This window comes from Savagea serpentis (assembly GCF_015351395.1).
GTDB lineage: Bacteria > Bacillota > Bacilli > Bacillales_A > Planococcaceae > Savagea > Savagea serpentis.
Map to the genome: position 1 here is coordinate 765014 of NZ_JADKPV010000001.1, position 16908 is coordinate 781921.

Here is a 16908-nt window from a genome sequence, read left to right on the forward strand (position 1 = left end):
GTGAAGGCTATCATTTTAGATCAAGAAAAAGTGAAAACACGTCACATTCTCCCGAACTTATGGCGATTAACGAACGGATACGGATGGCTCATACCACTTTTATTACTTATTGTGTGGGAGTTGGCGAGCCATATGCAATGGGTGGAGAGTTACCAATTGCCCGCTCCTTCTACAATTGGTGGAACATTGTATGAATGGTTGCTTGATGGCACGTTATGGACGCATGGTTCGATGACAACACTCCGTGTCCTGGCTGGTTTTTTCCTCGGATCTATCGTCGCTTTCATTTTCGGAATTTGTAACGGTTTATTTCCGACTGTGCACCAATTGACGGATCCACTCATTCAAGGGTTACGAGCGATTCCTTCTTTAGCATGGGTTCCTCTTTTCGTCTTATGGATGGGCATTGGGGAAACATCCAAAGTAGTATTAATTGCGGTTGGTGTGTTTTTTCCAGTGTATTTAAGTGTAGTCAGTGGCTTGCAACAAGTCCCAAAACAATGGATTGAAGTAGGAAGGTTATATCAACTTTCTCGTCTTCAACTCGTCCGAAAAATTTTATTACCCGCAAGTCTGCCTTCTTGTTTTGTCGGGTTACGCAGTGGTTTAGGACTCGGGTGGATGTTCGTTGTCGCAGCTGAATTAATGGGGGCGAGTGAAGGGCTCGGCTACTTACTCGTCATGGGTCAAAATACGCTCTCTCCCGATATGATTATCGCAAGCATCGTATTGTTTGCTTGCATCGGAAAAATAACAGACTGGATTCTTGTGTCCATCCAAAGACGTGTATACAAAGGAGGCAGCCAATGGTCGTAATCGAAGCGAAAGATTTCGCAAAATATTATGAAGAAACATGTGTCGTGAACCAAGTGAATTTTTCGATTGAACGAGAGGAAATTGTGGGAATCATCGGAACGAGCGGGAGCGGAAAAAGTACCATCTTACGTGCTTTATCAGGGCTGGATGCTCAATATGAAGGTCAATTATATCAAGAGGAACAACATCCGAGTGTCGTCTTTCAAGAAGCACGATTATTCCCGTGGCTTACGGTGCTAGACAATGTATTATTTGGGCTTGCTCAAACGGAAGAGATGATAGTAAGAGCGCGAATGTATTTACAAAAAGTCGGAATTGAACAAGCGGAGCGACTTTTTCCGAATGAATTATCGGGAGGAATGGCGCAACGTGTCGCCATTGCTCGTGCGCTTGTAAGAAAAACGTCAGTCTTATTATTAGACGAACCATTCAGCGCGCTCGATGCCTTTACAAAAATGAAATTACAACGCTTATTATTAGACTTATGGGAAGCAGAACGGACGACGATGGTGCTCGTAACACATGATTTAGAAGAGGCGCTTTACTTATGTGATCGCATTATCGTTTTACACGGGCAACCTGGATTAGTAAAAGCGACGATTACTATTGACGTGCCCAAGCCGCGTAGACGAGATGACGTCATATTGGCGCGCTACAAAGGAAAGCTTTTGAAATTATTACAGTTGGAGGAGGAAGTGGAATGACACTACAAACGAAGCCGCAAATATTACCCCCTGTTGCAACGGCGACAAATTGGACAAGCGATGTTCCAGAAGGAGAATTTCGATGGGAGTATTATGTAGAAAATCGCCCTTTAAATATTGCGTACGAAGCGGTCACTCGACATGTGGAAGAAGGTTACGGAAAGAAAGTCGCTTTGTATGAAGTAGAGGGAGGGCAAGTTCGTTCATACACGTTTCAGGAAATTGATGATTTAGTGAGACATTATGCTAACGTATTACGAGCATTAGATGTTCGTCGTGGAGAACGCGTTGCAATCTTTTTACCAAAATGTGCAACAAATTATATCGCTTTACTTGCAGCGATTCGAATTGGTGCGATTGCGGTTCCCTTATTCGAAGCATTTATGGAAGAAGCGATTGTGGATCGTGTCTTAGATAGTGGAGCGACGACGTTCATCACGGATGAAACGCTCGGTCAACGAGTGCCCTTGCAACGTCTTCCTTCTATCCGTCATTTTTTATATACGTCTACGATTGAACAATTTACACCGAAAAAAGAAGCAAGTATCGTTTATCAAGATAAAGAAGCTCCTTTTCTTCTTCATTATACGAGTGGTTCAACGGGAAAACCGAAAGGCGTCTTGCATGCGCAACGAGCGTTTTATCATCAACGTTTGACAGGCCGATGGGTACTTGATTTACGAGATGACGATATTTATTGGTGCACGTCTCACCCAGGTTGGGTGACAGGAAGTGTTTACGGATTTTTAGCTCCTTGGTTTAATCGCGCAACTGTCGTTGTCCATTGCGGACGTTTCGATGCTTCAGAATGGTATTCGGTTATTGAAAAACTGAAAGTGACGGTTTTATATAGTGCGCCAACCGCTTATCGTCTACTTATTGCTTCAGATGCACATAAGCAGTATGACCTTTCTTCTGTTCGTCATGCGATGAGTGTCGGCGAACCATTAAATCCAGAAGTCATTCATTGGTTCGAACAAACGCTGAAGATCCGCTTACACGATACGTGGTGGATGACAGAAACAGGTGCACATTTAATTGTCAATGCCCCTCATGCTCCGGTTAAGCCAGGATCGATGGGACGTGCTTTTCCTGGTATTACAGTTGGAATTTTAAATGATACCGGAGAACTTTTACCTTCTTATGAGGTGGGACATTTAGCAATACAGGCTCCTTGGCCAGGATTGATGAAAACAATTTGGAATAATGAGGAGCGTTTTAATCAGTACTTTAATGAAGAAGGATGGTATCATTCAGGAGATTTAGCGTATATGGATGAAGACGGTTATGTATTTTTTGCGAGTCGGGATGACGATCTTATTATGAGCGCTGGAGAACGTATTGGTCCGTTCGAGGTTGAAAGTACGCTGTTAGAACATGAAGCAGTAAAGGAAGCGGGTGTCGTTGGTGTGCCGGATGAAGTGAAGGGAGAGGTCGTAAAAGCTTACGTCACATTACATGATCATGTCGAACCATCTTCGCTTTTAGAAGAACAACTTATTCAACATGTTCGAACGCATTTAGCTGCGCATGCGGCACCCCGCTATGTTGAATTCATCGAAGAATTGCCTAAAACGGTGATTAGCGGAAAGATTATGCGTCGAGAATTAAAACAGAGACATCGCGTCTAACGATGAGTTGTTTAGCCTCCCATCCTGAAGTATTCGACATTTTCATTGTCGAGTTCTTCTGTTTCGTCTACAATGGACGAATGGATTGGAGGCTTTTTTTATGAAAATGTTTACGGTGATGCGGATGAGTGCGAGGCGTATTTTGATGGATCCGAAAGAATATTTATTCGGGTTTTTCTTATTGCAAAGTATGCGCTGGGCATTGGCAGTTCCGCTCGTAACCTTTTTGTTTTACACGATGTTAAATACCGCCGGACTCGTCAGTGTGACGAATACGAATATCATTCAATTGTTGGCAAGTCCGCTGGCGCTCGGAATTTTAATCGTTTTACTTTTTTTACTCACCTTTTTCGCCTTTTACGAGTTCGGGTATTATTTTTTAGTAGCGAAATATCAACGACTAGGCGAACCGTTTACGTTTCGTACGATTTTGCGTGAGCTAAATGCGAAAGTCCCGAAGTTTTTTAGCATTCACTTTCTCATTTTTACGATTTATCTCGTTTTGTTGTTGCCGATTGCTTCACTCGGAATGAGTACGTCTTGGACAGAAGCGTTACAAATTCCATATTTTATTACCGATGAAGTAGCGAACATGTCGTACGGCAAAATCGCGCTCGGCATCGGGCTGGCGGTCGTGCTCTATGTGAACGCTCGCTTCGTCTTTACGGTGCTTTATTTTTCAACAGAGCGAGAAGCATCGATGCGTCAGTCATTAAAGAAAAGTTGGCGCCATTCGAAAGGGAAAGTATTGCGCATCGTGACGAGTTTAGTGACGATCGTTTTCACGTTTACGGCGAGTGCGACCGTGCTCATTACGCTAACGCTTGCGCCCCTTTTTATCGCTGAATCTTACTTTGAAATGCAGTTGCCGATTGTCGCAGGGATTAGTTTTACGATCATTCAAGGAATTTTGTTTACGACGAGTGCGCTCATGCAGCCGATGTTGACCGAAGCTGTGACAATCATCGAGCGAGGAGAAGAGCGCCTCGGGAAAGTGACGAGTTATCGCCGAACGTTCGGGACGTATTTGCGTCGCTTTTGGCCGTTGTTGGCACTCGGCTTTATCGTCTTCGCTTTCATTCATACGAATACATTGAAAGAAACGGTGTATCAGCCGATGACGAAAGTAGTTGCGCATCGTGGCTATGCGGCGGTCGCACTTGAAAACACGATTGCAAGTTTAGATGCAGCAGCAGAGGCGGGAGCCGATATGGTGGAGATGGATATTCAAGAAACGAAAGATGGTCATTTTGTCGTCTATCACGATAAAACGTTGCGCCGTCTAGCGGGAGATTCACGTGTCGTTGGAGAAATGACGTTCGATGAATTGACGAAGGTGACGTTGACGGACGGTCATCATATCGAACCGCTCCCGTCCTTTGAAGAATACATCGACCGAGCAAAAGAGCTCGACATTCGCTTGCTTGTGGAAACGAAAACATACGGCCACGAGTCAGCGGAGATGGAGCGAAATCTCGTGAAATTATTGCATGAAAAAGAAGTTGCGTACGATTACGTCGTTCAATCGCTCGACATTCCTCATTTGCGCAAAATACAAGCGATCGACCCGCTCATCCCAACGAGTGACGTCATCGCACTGAACGTAGGTCGCGTGCCGAAAACAGAATCGATGTTTTTAAGTTTGGAAGATTTTTCAGTGACAGCGGATCTTGTGAAAAATGCAGAAAAAGAAGATAAAAAAATATTCGTTTGGACCGTCAATAAAGAAAACTTAATGCATCATTACATTCGAATGGGTGTGTACGGACTCATTACGAATCACGTATCGGACGCCGTCGATGTGCGCGATACGTATGAAGAAGAGCAAGGACTGTTGCAGCGCTTGCTTTGGTTAATTGAAGAAAATCAATAAAAAGAAAGAGTCGATATGAAATCGGCTCTTTTTTTATGGCATACTAGTTAAAAAGGAGGTTTCGGTATGTTATTATCTGCATCACTCGGACAGGCGATCATTGAACAAGTGAGTCCGATCATCGACTATCATTTAAATTTAATGGACGAACGAGGGTATGTTGTCGCAAGTACGGACGTTTCACGCATCGGGGAACAACATATGGGAGCGATGATTGCCATTCAAGAAAAGCGACCGATTACGATCGGTTTCGCGAACCAAAACGATTATCCTGGCACGAAAAGCGGGGTCAATTTACCGATTTGGTTTCAAGAGCAAGTAGTGGGTGTCGTCGGCGTTAGCGGTCAGCCGAATGATATTTTGCCGATGGCGAAGCTCGTACAAAAAACGGTGCAATTGTTAATGGAGCAACTATTCATTCAAAATGAACAACGCGAACGTGAAGAACGATGGAATCGTTTTATGCATTGTGCACGTGAACAACGGTTATCCGATGACGAAATCGAAACGCGTTTCATTCAGCTTACCGATCATTCTTTCCCACAGAACAGTCAACTACTGTACTTTCATGCATTGCTTGATCCCGTTGCGATTCAACGTGTGAAAAATGATGTGGCGCGTCTTGCGGTACATGTCATTTGTACGTATGCAATCTCGGAAGGTTTGTTCATTTGGATAAGCGGTAAGCCTTTCCATGAACAAAACAGATGGCCTGAATGGCAGTGGGTCATGAGTCAACCTATCGAAACTATTCAGCAATTTCGAACGACATTGCGCACTCTTCCACACCTTCGCTTAAACGGGCATCGAGTAGAAGAAGAGCAACTCGATGTTTTCGTGCAAGTGATTCCAGAAGATATTTGGGAGACGTTTTTCAAAGAAGAAAAAGAAGCAATCGCTCAGTTGAAAGCGGAAGATTGGGAGACGATTGCGCAGTTTGTCGAACAAAATGGTTCGTTAAAACATACTGCTAAGCAATTAATGATTCATCGCAACACGTTAACGTATCGTTTGCAAAAAATTGCCGAACAAACGGGACTTCACCCGCAACGATTCGATCAATTATTTTTCTTATATGCCCTATTTGTTCATTTGCACAAAAAAGAGTTGTGAATATTTGGTTAAATTACCGATGGAAACCGCTTTCATCTTTTGTATACTAACGATAAGGATGTGATGACATGCATATTGTAATAGCACCAGATTCATTTAAAGGAAGTGCTTCAGCGATTCAAGTAGCAGAAGCGATGAAAAGAGGCGTTCAAGAAATCGATCCTTCGATAACCGTCGATCTACTTCCGATGGCCGATGGCGGCGAAGGGACCGAGGAAGCGCTAGCAGTCGCACTAGAAGGCAAGACGGTGAGCGTTTCGACATGTGACGCACTCCGACGGAAGATAGACACGACATTTACCGTCATCCATGACGACACGGTGGTCATTGAATGTGCCAAATGTATCGGTTTGCCGATGCTTGCGGAGCGAGAGCGCAATCCGATGAATGCGTCGTCTTACGGTTTAGGTGTTGTCGTTCGTGAAGCGTTAGCGATAGGGTATCGCAAGTTTATCATTGGCCTTGGCGGATCAGCTGTCAATGATGGCGGAATCGGGTTGCTTACGGCACTCGGTTATACATTTACAGACGCAAAAGGAAATGAGCTCGAAGGAAACGGGAGCGATCTTTTTCAAGTAGCGGCTGTCGATTCGTCGTCTCGCGATGAGCGATTGAGCGAGGCGACATTTATTATCGCAAACGACGTCACAAATACCCTTTGTGGAAAAGAAGGGGCGACGGCAATTTATGGTCCTCAAAAAGGGGTGAAAGAAGAAGACATTACTCGATTCGATGAAGCGCTCGCCTGTTATGCTAAGCTTTTCGAAAAGCGAGAGGCCGATGAGCCGGGAGCCGGGGCTGCTGGAGGGCTCGGATTCGCTTTTTTACAACTAGGCGGAACGATGCAACCAGGTGCGCAATTAATCGCAAAAGAAAGCAAATTGTTAAAACGTATCCGACGTGCGGACCTCGTTTTGACAGGGGAAGGGCAGTCTGATGAACAGACGCTTTTCGGAAAAGCGCCGTACGTCGTCGCACAGTTTGCCCGGGAACAAAAGGTTCCGACCGTATTACTTTCTGGCAGTGTGACGGGAAATCTAGAAGCACTTCGTGAAGTGTTTGCGGGTGTCTTTTCGACCGTTATGCAACCGATGTCATTGAGGGATGCCATGGAAAACGCGGAACAATCTATCGTCGAAATGACGAAAAATATTATTCATTTTTATCGACAATCCATTTAAGGGGGGAACGTTATGTTAAGTGTTATTTTAGTTACTGTGGCTGTTGCCTTTATCGTATTTGCGACAGCGAAATTAAAGTTACATCCGTTTTTATCATTAATTATTGCATCTTTCGGTTTAGGAATTGCGGCTGGATTACCGATCGCAGGCATTGGTGGAATTGTGAACGAAGGATTCGGAGGCTTGATGGGTGGGATTGGACTCGTCATCGTCTTCGGGACGTTAATCGGGATTATTTTAGAGCGTTCAGGAGCGGCTTTACGTATGGCGGAAGTCGTTTTGCGTATCGTCGGGCCGAAACATCCGCAACTTGCGATGAGCATCATCGGGGCTATTGTCAGTGTTCCTGTATTTTGTGATTCGGGATTCGTCATTTTATCTTCTTTAAAGAAAGCGATTGCACATAAGACGAAAGTGACGGTTGCTTCGATGTCCATTGCGCTCGCGACAGGATTGTTTGCGACGCACAATTTAGTGCCACCGACACCTGGTCCAATCGCAGCTGCAGGAAATATTGGAGCGGAAGCATATTTAGGTACAATTATTTTATTCGGCCTCATCGTCTCTATTCCTGCTGTAATCGCGGGATATCTTTGGGCGATTAAAGTCGGTCCGACGATTCATATCGAAGGGGAAGAAGATGGTGTTTTACAATACGATTACGACACGATTATAAAAGAATTCGGTGAAATGCCTTCAACGGCGAAATCTTTTGCACCGATCATCGTTCCGATTTTACTCATCGGTTTTAGTTCAGTCATTACATTTATGAAATGGGAAGGCGTCTTTTTTGATATTTTCTTATTTTTAGGGTCACCGGTTGTCGCACTATTTGTCGGTTTACTATTTGCCTTCCTTTTATTACCTGAATATTCTGAAGTTACGTTGAATGATTGGATTGGTGATGGACTAAAAGAAGCTGCACCGATTTTACTCATCACAGGAGCGGGCGGCGCTTTCGGGAAAGTGATTCAAAATACGTCGATTGTCGAAGTCATTGAAAACGTTGGTTCGAATGCATTTTTCACAGGAGCATTATTTTTATTCATTCCGTTTTTAATCGCAGCGGCTTTAAAAACGGCGCAAGGGTCATCCACTGCAGCGCTCGTCATTACCGCTTCACTCGTTGCACCACTTCTCACTGAAGTCGGGATCACAGGGGCTGTTCCACTCGCGCTCGTCGTTATGGCGATCGGTTCAGGTGCGATGGTCGTATCTCATGTGAACGACAGCTTCTTCTGGGTTGTGACGCAATTTAGTGGTATGTCAGTCACACAAGCGTACAAAGCGCAAACGATGGCGACTTTATTCCAAGGGCTCGCAGCGTTCGCTACGACATTTATTCTTTGGTTAATTTTAGTATAATGTTTAAAAAACCTTTCTCTCCTACAAAAAGAGGAAGGTTTTTCTATTCGGTTTCTTCAAAATCGACTATACTAGAATGAAAAGGGAGGGAATCGGATGTATACGATACGTAATTTAGAAAAACGAGAGAACGGTTCAATTATTGAACAGACCGGTCCGTTTCAAGTACTGGAATATGAAAAAGATTTAAGCGTCGATTATGCGACAGCGCAAGCGGCTTATTACGCTTCTAAAATGAATGTGAGAAAGCGTCAATTAATTTGTGAAGTTGGACCTTCTCAAATTACGGTACAAGCGGGTGCGATGCAGTGGACAGTCGGCGATGTGAAAGCGACGACAGGAGTGAAAGGAGTCGGCGATTTTATCGGCAAGGCTTTGCGCGGTTCGGTGACGAATGAATCAGCGATTAAGCCAGAATATACGGGAGAAGGGATGCTCGTATTAGAACCGACGTATAAACATATTTTACTCGTTGATCTAAACGACTGGAACGGTTCCATAGTAATAGAAGATGGGTTATTTTTAGCGTGCGAACATCATGTGAAACATAAAGTCGTCATGCGCAGCAATTTATCTTCAGCCGCATTCGGTGGTGAAGGGTTGTTTAACTTAGCTTTGACAGGTGATGGCGTCGTAGCGTTAGAATCGGACGTACCACGCGCGGAGTTGATTGAGATTGATTTACACGACGATGAACTAAAAGTCGATGGCAATATGGCGATCGCATGGTCAGGTAGCTTAAATTTCACAGTAGAACGTGCTGGAAAGTCGTGGATGGGTTCTGCAGCTTCTGGAGAAGGTTTAGTAAACGTTTACCGTGGTACAGGAAAAGTATGGATGGCCCCTCTTGTGTAAAGAAGCCCTTCATGAGAAAGGAACGGTGAAAAAATATGGAGAAACAATTAAAAAATGGCGTTCCGATGCCTGAAATCGGATTAGGTGTCTATAAAATGACGGATGAAGAAGAAGCGTATCGCGCGATTCGTCACGCTTTAGAAGTAGGATATCGTTCAATTGATACGGCAGCTTTTTACCATAATGAAGAAGTCGTCGGTCGGGCAGTGCGAGAGAGCGGCATTCCAAGGGAAGAGATTTTCATTACGACGAAAGTGTGGAACGATGATACAGGATATGAAGAGACGTTGCATGCTTTTGAACAATCTCTTGAAAAATTAGGTCTCGACTACATCGATTCATACTTAACGCACTGGCCAGTCCCTGGAAAATATGTAGAGACGTATCGTGCCATTTTAAAGTTGACGGAAGAAGGGAAAGTGCGCGCATCTGGTGTATGTAACCATACGATTGAACAATTAGAGACGATTCATGAAGAATTAGGGGAGTATCCAAACATTAATCAAGTCGAAATTCACCCGTATTTACAACAACGTGAATTGATGGCGTTTTGTCGTGAGCATCATATTGCGGTGACGGCATGGGCGCCACTCGGACGTGGCCAAGCTTTGCAAGATCCAGCGATTCGTGAAGTAGCGAAGCGATATGGGATTACACCTGCACAAACGATTTTGCAGTGGCATTTACAACAAGGTCGTATCATCATTCCGAAATCGGTTACGCCGAGCCGAATCGATGAAAACTTCGCAGTCGGGCAAGTAGAATTGACGGATGAATGTATGGAATCAATCAATGAGTTAGAGTGTAATGGCCGTACAGGGGCAAATCCAGCAGACCCTAACTTTTTAGAGCACTTTAAATAAACATTATCCGACAATTTTATCCCAACCAAACAGCAAAAACCCAACCAATAAAACCATTGCTCACCCTTTCACAAACTCACTTTGTTCTGTTATACTTACTATTATAAATATTTTACCATAGGAGGACATTATGAGTCATATTGTATATATTTCAGGGAGTCCGACACCTTACTCACGTACGGAAGCCGTTCTTAAATTTATGAGTGAAACGTTAAAAAAGAAAGGGCATACATCACAGCTCATTACGATGAAAGATATTCCAGCGAATGATTTAATCGATGGCAATTGGAATAGTGATGCGGTCATCCGGATCGGTGAACAAATCGAAGCAGCAGACGGTGTCGTTATTGGAACACCGGTTTATAAAGCATCTTATCCAGGTGTATTTAAAGCCTTTATCGACGTGCTCCCCCAGCAGTTGTTGGCAGGGAAAACGGTATTACCATTTATGACAGGTGGTAGCCATTATCACTTACTCGCCTTAGAATACGCATTGAAGCCTTTAATTTCAATCGTTCAAGGCTCGCCTGTGCGTGGCATTTACTATGTTGATTCCTATATCGATCGTGAACAACCAGAGCAACCGATCGTCGATGAAGCGACATATGCACGTACGATGCAACAACTTCAAAACTTTATCGAAATTATCGATCCAACATGTGAAATTTAAAAGAGAGGGACTAGTCGATGCTAGTCTCTTTTTTGTTATCCTCATTTATTGGCAGAGAATGTGAAGTCGTTGTATACTAATAAAGAATGACGTAAGAGGTGAAAGGAGTTGTGACATATGCAATATCGTAAAGCGACAAAAGCAGACGCAGCAGGAATTATTGCTGTAATGGAAAATGCAGAGCAAGCAGGAACAATGTTATGGAGTCCTGGAGAGAGAGAAATGGAAGAAGCAACATTTGCGCAATCGATTGAACAAGAAGATACAGCACGCTCTGGTTTTTTCGTGGCGGAAGATGAAGAAGGGATTGCGGGCTACATATTTATTAAAGGGGAGCAACCTGAAAGAATTCGTCACCGTGCACATCTCGTGATGGGCATGCATGAGCGAGTACGTGGTCAAGGGATCGGAACAGAATTTCTTGAATATGTGATTGACTGGGCGAAACATTCACCTCTCCGCAGACTCGAATTAACGGTTCTTACAATTAATGAACAAGCGATTCGATTATATGAAAAATGCGGATTTGAAAAAGAAGGCGTCAAGCGTGATTCTCTTCGTATTAATGAATTGTATGTCGATGAATTGACGATGAGTTATTTATTATGATATCCACCTCTTGAAGTGCATCAAACTTCGAGAGGTTTTTTATTTGAAACATATATCTTGAATTCAAGATAATTATGTGCGATACTACAATTAACTTCAAAACAGAGGAGACGATCATATGAATATCGGATTCATTATCGGTAGTTTACGAGAACAATCATACAATACGAAACTTGCATCACATATTACACAAGCTTTTTCTGACGTCACGTTTGAACGGATTTCAATTGGGGAATTACCTTTCTTCAATGAAGATTTAGAAACAAATGGAGACCCACATGCTGTTCAACAGTTTAAAACAGCAGTAGAACGAATGGATGGGCTCATTATTTTAACGCCAGAATATAATGGCAGCATACCAGGTGTGTTGAAAAATGCACTCGACTGGGGATCACGTCCGGTGACCAATTCTGTTTTTCACAATAAACAAGTCGGCATTATCGGCGCGACCCCTGGTGGAATGGGAACGGCATTCGCACAAATCCACTTACGACAAGTGTTAGAAGCGATGCGTGCTGATGTTTTACCACATGAAAAATTACACGTCTCACGGGTTCATGAATTATGCGCAGTTGCGGAACAACCGAACACATTCCGTTACGTCGACCGCTACGTACAGCAATTCATTCAATTTATCCAAAATACAAAAGGAGTGCATGCATAATGTTACAATTTACAGGATTACATCACGTTTCAGCAATTACGAAAAGCGCCCAACAAAATCTCGATTTTTATACGAACGTCCTCGGATTCCGTCTCGTGAAAAAAACGGTCAATCAAGATTCACCGTCGATGTACCATTTATTTTACGCGGACGGGGAAGGTTCACCAGGAACAGAAATGACTTTCTTTGAAATCCCCGTCGTCGGGCAAACACATGAAGGAACGAACAGCATTTCGACTACTTCTTTCCGTGTGCCGACAGATGAAGCGTTGCATTTTTGGAAAGAGCGTTTTGAACAATTCGATGTGGCGCATGAAGACATTACAGAACGAGCAGGGCGCCAAACTTTACGCTTCCGCGATCCGGAAAAACAACGACTTATGCTCGTATCCGATGAACATAATGAAGGAGTCGCAGGAGGGATTCCGTGGAAAGTGGCCGATATTCCAGAATCGTTTGCGATTTATGGATTAGGGCCTTCGTATTTCACAGTAGCGAATGCAAAAGCGACGGATGCCTTACTGACAACCGTTTTACATTTCCGTGAAGCGGGAACGTATGAAGCGGATGGTACGAGCTACAAAGTATATGAAACAGGAGAAGGCGGCTCAGGGGCTGAAATCCATGTGGAGCACCGGGAAGATTTACCAGTAGAACGGGCAGGGCGTGGTAGCGTTCACCATATCGCTTTACGCGTTTCGACAGAAGAAGATATTGATGCATGGATTGAACGACTCGAGCAATTTGGAGTACGCAATTCAGGATTCGTCGACCGCTTCTATTTCAAATCGATTTACATGCAAGATCCGAACGGTTTGACGATTGAAATCGCTTCTGACGGTCCAGGTTTTGCGATTGATGAACCCGAAGATACACTCGGTGAAGCATTATCGCTTCCGCCATTTTTAGAAAACGACCGCGCCATCATTGAAGCGAACTTAAAACCGCTCCATACAAAAAGAGGTGAGTGATAAGATGGAACATATTTATACGTCTGTCGAACGAGCGAAAGGAACACTCGTCTTACTGCACGGCACAGGTGGTAATGAACAAAGTATGTTGCCGATCGCTAAGCATCTGACGGATGAGTGGAATGTATTAAGTGTGCGAGGCGAAGTGAATGAAAATGGGGCGTTACGCTTTTTCAAACGATTGCGGGAAGGCGTGCTCGATGAAGACGACTTAATCGCAAGAACGGCTCAATTTCACGAAACATTAACTCATTGGGCGAATGAGTATACATTTTCTTTACAAGATATCGTATTTATCGGCTATTCTAACGGTGCAAACTTTGCGGCGAACTATTTATTACAATTTCCGAATGCAGTAAAAGGAGGCATCTTACTGCACCCGATGGTTCCGACAAGACGACATAACGTTGCATCACTCGATGAAACGAGTATCTTCATCTCAGCAGGCATTCACGATCCGCTCGTCCCTTACGAAGAAACCGAACAATTACTCGACATGTACCGCTCCGCGCATGCCAATGTCAAAGCACATATTGAATCAAACGGACATCAGATCACGTACACTGAATTAGAAGCGGCGAAACAGTGGTTAACGACACTTAGTAGAATTTAAGACGACTATAAAGTACCTTTATTAGGCTGCTTCACACTGAAATCTAAAAGTGTGAAGCAGCCTATTTTTGGATAAGCTCTTCATTATCATAATTGAAGTAGGCAACAAAATGTATGAACATTTTCCTTAGCTTTCATTACCGCCTATTTCACTTCGCTCGTATAAACATTTTTATCCATACAAAAACACTTCCGATGTCAGTACTTTTTACAAGAGTACGACTTCGAAAGTGTTTTTGTAATGTTTCATTAATTGAGGTTCGTTTGTGAACTACCCACCACTTAGTTAACCTTACGGTCTATTTGAAGTGGGGGCTTCTCGCTTCCACGAACATAGCTTGCAAGCAAGTCTTATGTGTTCTCCACGAGCGTGAATTCGGGGCATTCCAACCCTACTGATACGCAATGTTTTTAGTACCTTGGATATTTTACACATACGAGGGGCTTGGTTTTCGCTCTTATTTCCGTATGCAACTCCATATATCCAGTTGTCAAAGAACATTATGTCTATATTTTACCAAATTCTTTGGCTAAAGCCAACCGAAATTCATCTCCCACCTACTCATTGGTGCTATTCGCACCTTCACACTCCTTGAGGATGGGAGACTTCTTTCGGAAATTCGTTAAAATGGTTACAAACTGTTCGAGTTCGCGTTCATCGACTTCATCGAAGCGATTTTTAACCGGGCTATCGATATCGAGTACGCCGAACTTTTCGCCATTGACGATCATCGGAATGACAATTTCCGATTGACTCGCTGCGTCGCATGCAATATGTCCTGGAAACTGTTCGACATCGGCGACACGCAATGTGCGTTCTTCCTCGATACTCGTACCGCATACACCTTTTCCAGCAGGGATGCGAATACAAGCAGGGAGCCCTTGGAAAGGACCGAGTACGAGTTCGTCTTCTTTCCATAAATAAAAGCCGACCCAATTAATATTTTGTAAGTAATGATTTAATAAAGCAGAAGCATTCGCCAAATTCGCCACGATATCCGTTTCACCGTCAATGAGTGCCATAAGCTGTGAGCGGACCGTCGCATAATCTTGCGCGCGATCTCCTGTATACATCGTTGTTTCAAACATGAGCAACCCCCCATTTCTTATCGTTTAGTATATCAATATTTTATAACGGACGCTATTTTCAACATATACGAAATACGCAAATCATTTCAGTTTCATACGTAATGTTTGAATTTTCTTTTGAATATGTTGAAATTGAGCATCCAATTGTTGATAATCCTCACTTCCTATTTTTGCTTCCGTTAATTGATGGATGAGTATGATTTGTTCGTTCTCCAAGTTCATTAATGTATCGCGTATTGCCGTATTTGGACTTTTCGGTCGTTGATTGTTTTGCACATCAAATGTCCGCGTCGCCACATGTTCTCGAAACGTCGCATCATGTGAAGTGAACACGACGGTGCCGTTGTATTGTATGAGTGCATGTTCTAGTTGAATTTTAGAAGGGAGGTCTAAATGATTCGTCGGTTCGTCTAAAAGAAGTAAATGACAACCTTCTGACATCCATTGTAACAATTTCACTTTTAAACGTTCTCCCATACTTAAATCTTTAAGCATACTCGTCCAGCGTTCTGGTGCGAAACCGAGATGGAAAAGTTGCTGTTGTCGTTTGACCATTAAATGAGCAGAACCCTCTAATAAATCACGAACCCGTAGTTGTTCGTCTTCGAAAGTGACCGATTGTGCCAAATAGCCGATTTTCAAATGAGGGGACATCCATAATGTGCCCGAGCTGATGGGGAGCTCGCCTAATAGAGCAAGAAGTAATGTTGATTTTCCGCTCCCATTTGGCCCAACGAGTGCTACTTTTTCTCCTCGTGTCAATTGAAAATGAATATTTTGTAAAACTTGAATGCCGCTTCGTTCAAGCGTCACATCTCGCATATAAGCGACTTGCATGCCTCGTTGCGCACTATCTTCTATTTCAAATTGAATCGTTCGGTTAGGGGAAGGGCGCTCGATCGGTTCTTCTATTCGCAAGCGTTGTAACTGTTTCTCTTTTGATTTCACTTGCCGGTCAGCTCGCTTTGCTTTCGTTCGGTAATACTCTTTCGCTCCCATCTGTTTCGGATGATGAGAAGCGGTAGACTCACGATGGATATGCTCCGACCAATCGTGAAGAGCTTTCATTTTGCGTTCTGTATCTTGAATCATTTGTTGTTGTTCTTCGAAACGCTTTTGTTGTTGCTGTCTTTTTCGTTCACGCTCTTGTTCATAGGCGGTATAGTTTCCTCGGAACGTGTGAATGTGCTCGTCTTCAATCGCCCATATGTGCGTTGCAATATGATTTAAAAAATGACGATCGTGAGAGACGATAATCCAAGCGGCCCGAGATTGTTGAATTATTTCAATTAGCCATCGAACGGCTTCTTCATCTAAATGATTCGTCGGTTCATCCAATAAATAAAGATCAGCTTCTGTCGTTAATGCAGCGCCGATTTGATAACGCAATTGTTCACCACCGCTATACGTTGTGTAAGCGCGTTTTGGTAAATTCCATCTTTCCATCACTTGTTTTTTTAAATGAGATGCAAGGCGGGGAGGAGGGAGGTTAAACCGTACAAACTCTATCACAACGTCACTTGGAGCGCTTTGGTACATCGCATGTAAAAAGCTCGTCTTCCCACTGCCGTTCGCTCCGATCAATCCGATTGCTTGCCCTGCTTCGATGGTGAGTAAGTCGTGTTGAATGCTTTGATTTTCATGAATTTGAATCGTTTGAGCAGGTAATTGTAGCATATAAAAAAACTCCTTTTTGAATCGTTTAAAAGGACACGAAAAAATCCTTCTAAACGGAATAGTTTAGAAGGATTCGTCACGCTTAAAAACATCGACTTCAAAAGAAGATGATGGTAAAAAAGTGCAGACGAATCCCTTACGCAAAAAATATGACGTAAAAGATTACTGAATCATCTGCACACTTCACCCCTGACTTTCATAATATATGCTCACTA

The 16908-nt window shown here is 43.4% G+C and carries 16 protein-coding genes; 14 read left to right on the top strand and 2 right to left on the bottom strand.

What is annotated here, in order from left to right:
- The 14 genes from IRY55_RS03900 (at position 1) to IRY55_RS03965 (ending at position 13928) form a co-directional block, all read left to right on the top strand.
- Positions 1-816, top strand: coding sequence for an ABC transporter permease (locus IRY55_RS03900; protein ID WP_328799612.1), 816 nt, complete (start codon positions 1-3; stop codon positions 814-816).
- Positions 807-1520, top strand: a complete 714-nt coding sequence (locus IRY55_RS03905; protein WP_194561936.1) for an ABC transporter ATP-binding protein — start codon at positions 807-809, stop codon at positions 1518-1520. Before IRY55_RS03900 ends, IRY55_RS03905 begins: the two co-directional genes overlap by 10 nt.
- Positions 1517-3151, top strand: a complete 1635-nt coding sequence (locus IRY55_RS03910) for an AMP-binding protein (RefSeq protein ID WP_194561937.1) — start codon at positions 1517-1519, stop codon at positions 3149-3151. Before IRY55_RS03905 ends, IRY55_RS03910 begins: the two co-directional genes overlap by 4 nt.
- 100 nt (positions 3152-3251) lie before the next feature.
- Positions 3252-5024: a glycerophosphoryl diester phosphodiesterase membrane domain-containing protein gene (locus IRY55_RS03915; protein WP_194561938.1), complete on the top strand. Its 1773-nt coding sequence runs from the start codon at positions 3252-3254 to the stop codon at positions 5022-5024.
- A 66-nt stretch (positions 5025-5090) separates the two neighbouring features.
- The gene (locus IRY55_RS03920; protein WP_194561939.1) at positions 5091-6137 is read left to right on the top strand and encodes a sugar diacid recognition domain-containing protein; all 1047 of its coding nucleotides are present in this window, start codon (positions 5091-5093) and stop codon (positions 6135-6137) included.
- 68 nt (positions 6138-6205) lie between these two features.
- Positions 6206-7318 (top strand): glycerate kinase, encoded by a 1113-nt coding sequence (locus IRY55_RS03925; protein WP_194561940.1) that lies wholly within the window; start codon positions 6206-6208, stop codon positions 7316-7318.
- A 12-nt stretch (positions 7319-7330) separates the two neighbouring features.
- Positions 7331-8683 carry a GntP family permease gene (locus IRY55_RS03930; RefSeq protein WP_194561941.1) on the top strand — a complete coding sequence of 451 codons (1353 nt, stop codon included), beginning with the start codon at positions 7331-7333 and terminating at the stop codon, positions 8681-8683.
- 96 nt (positions 8684-8779) lie between these two features.
- Positions 8780-9538 (top strand): AIM24 family protein, encoded by a 759-nt coding sequence (locus IRY55_RS03935; RefSeq protein ID WP_194561942.1) that lies wholly within the window; start codon positions 8780-8782, stop codon positions 9536-9538.
- A gap of 35 nt (positions 9539-9573) precedes the next feature.
- Positions 9574-10401, top strand: coding sequence for an aldo/keto reductase (locus IRY55_RS03940; protein WP_194561943.1), 828 nt, complete (start codon positions 9574-9576; stop codon positions 10399-10401).
- Between the two features lie 130 nt (positions 10402-10531).
- A complete protein-coding gene (gene ssuE / locus IRY55_RS03945) occupies positions 10532-11071 on the top strand; it encodes an NADPH-dependent FMN reductase (RefSeq protein WP_194561944.1) in 540 nt (179 codons plus the stop codon).
- Between the two features lie 117 nt (positions 11072-11188).
- Positions 11189-11680 (top strand): GNAT family N-acetyltransferase, encoded by a 492-nt coding sequence (locus tag IRY55_RS03950; RefSeq protein ID WP_194561945.1) that lies wholly within the window; start codon positions 11189-11191, stop codon positions 11678-11680.
- Between the two features lie 118 nt (positions 11681-11798).
- Positions 11799-12344 carry an NADPH-dependent FMN reductase gene (locus IRY55_RS03955; protein WP_194561946.1) on the top strand — a complete coding sequence of 182 codons (546 nt, stop codon included), beginning with the start codon at positions 11799-11801 and terminating at the stop codon, positions 12342-12344.
- Positions 12344-13315: a ring-cleaving dioxygenase gene (locus IRY55_RS03960; protein WP_194561947.1), complete on the top strand. Its 972-nt coding sequence runs from the start codon at positions 12344-12346 to the stop codon at positions 13313-13315. Before IRY55_RS03955 ends, IRY55_RS03960 begins: the two co-directional genes overlap by 1 nt.
- A 4-nt stretch (positions 13316-13319) precedes the next feature.
- The gene (locus IRY55_RS03965; RefSeq protein WP_194561948.1) at positions 13320-13928 is read left to right on the top strand and encodes an alpha/beta hydrolase; all 609 of its coding nucleotides are present in this window, start codon (positions 13320-13322) and stop codon (positions 13926-13928) included.
- Positions 13929-14485: 557 nt separating this feature from the next.
- Here the strand turns inward: IRY55_RS03965 and IRY55_RS03970 are convergent.
- Positions 14486-15016, bottom strand: a complete 531-nt coding sequence (locus IRY55_RS03970) for a GAF domain-containing protein (protein ID WP_194561949.1) — start codon at positions 15014-15016, stop codon at positions 14486-14488.
- An 81-nt stretch (positions 15017-15097) separates the two neighbouring features.
- Positions 15098-16693 (bottom strand): ribosomal protection-like ABC-F family protein, encoded by a 1596-nt coding sequence (abc-f, locus tag IRY55_RS03975; protein WP_194561950.1) that lies wholly within the window; start codon positions 16691-16693, stop codon positions 15098-15100.
- Positions 16694-16908: the final 215 nt, after the last annotated feature.

Bases quoted from the DNA above. Each gene is read 5' to 3' on its own strand.
- IRY55_RS03905 (WP_194561936.1), top strand. From the start codon at position 807: ATGGTCGTAATCGAAGCGAAAGATTTCGCAAAATATTATGAAGAAACA.
- IRY55_RS03910 (WP_194561937.1), top strand. From the start codon at position 1,517: ATGACACTACAAACGAAGCCGCAAATATTACCCCCTGTTGCAACGGCG.
- IRY55_RS03915 (WP_194561938.1), top strand. From the start codon at position 3,252: ATGAAAATGTTTACGGTGATGCGGATGAGTGCGAGGCGTATTTTGATG.
- IRY55_RS03920 (WP_194561939.1), top strand. From the start codon at position 5,091: ATGTTATTATCTGCATCACTCGGACAGGCGATCATTGAACAAGTGAGT.
- IRY55_RS03925 (WP_194561940.1), top strand. From the start codon at position 6,206: ATGCATATTGTAATAGCACCAGATTCATTTAAAGGAAGTGCTTCAGCG.
- IRY55_RS03930 (WP_194561941.1), top strand. From the start codon at position 7,331: ATGTTAAGTGTTATTTTAGTTACTGTGGCTGTTGCCTTTATCGTATTT.
- IRY55_RS03935 (WP_194561942.1), top strand. From the start codon at position 8,780: ATGTATACGATACGTAATTTAGAAAAACGAGAGAACGGTTCAATTATT.
- IRY55_RS03940 (WP_194561943.1), top strand. From the start codon at position 9,574: ATGGAGAAACAATTAAAAAATGGCGTTCCGATGCCTGAAATCGGATTA.
- ssuE (WP_194561944.1), top strand. From the start codon at position 10,532: ATGAGTCATATTGTATATATTTCAGGGAGTCCGACACCTTACTCACGT.
- IRY55_RS03950 (WP_194561945.1), top strand. From the start codon at position 11,189: ATGCAATATCGTAAAGCGACAAAAGCAGACGCAGCAGGAATTATTGCT.
- IRY55_RS03955 (WP_194561946.1), top strand. From the start codon at position 11,799: ATGAATATCGGATTCATTATCGGTAGTTTACGAGAACAATCATACAAT.
- IRY55_RS03960 (WP_194561947.1), top strand. From the start codon at position 12,344: ATGTTACAATTTACAGGATTACATCACGTTTCAGCAATTACGAAAAGC.
- IRY55_RS03965 (WP_194561948.1), top strand. From the start codon at position 13,320: ATGGAACATATTTATACGTCTGTCGAACGAGCGAAAGGAACACTCGTC.
- IRY55_RS03970 (WP_194561949.1), bottom strand. From the start codon at position 15,016: ATGTTTGAAACAACGATGTATACAGGAGATCGCGCGCAAGATTATGCG.
- abc-f (WP_194561950.1), bottom strand. From the start codon at position 16,693: ATGCTACAATTACCTGCTCAAACGATTCAAATTCATGAAAATCAAAGC.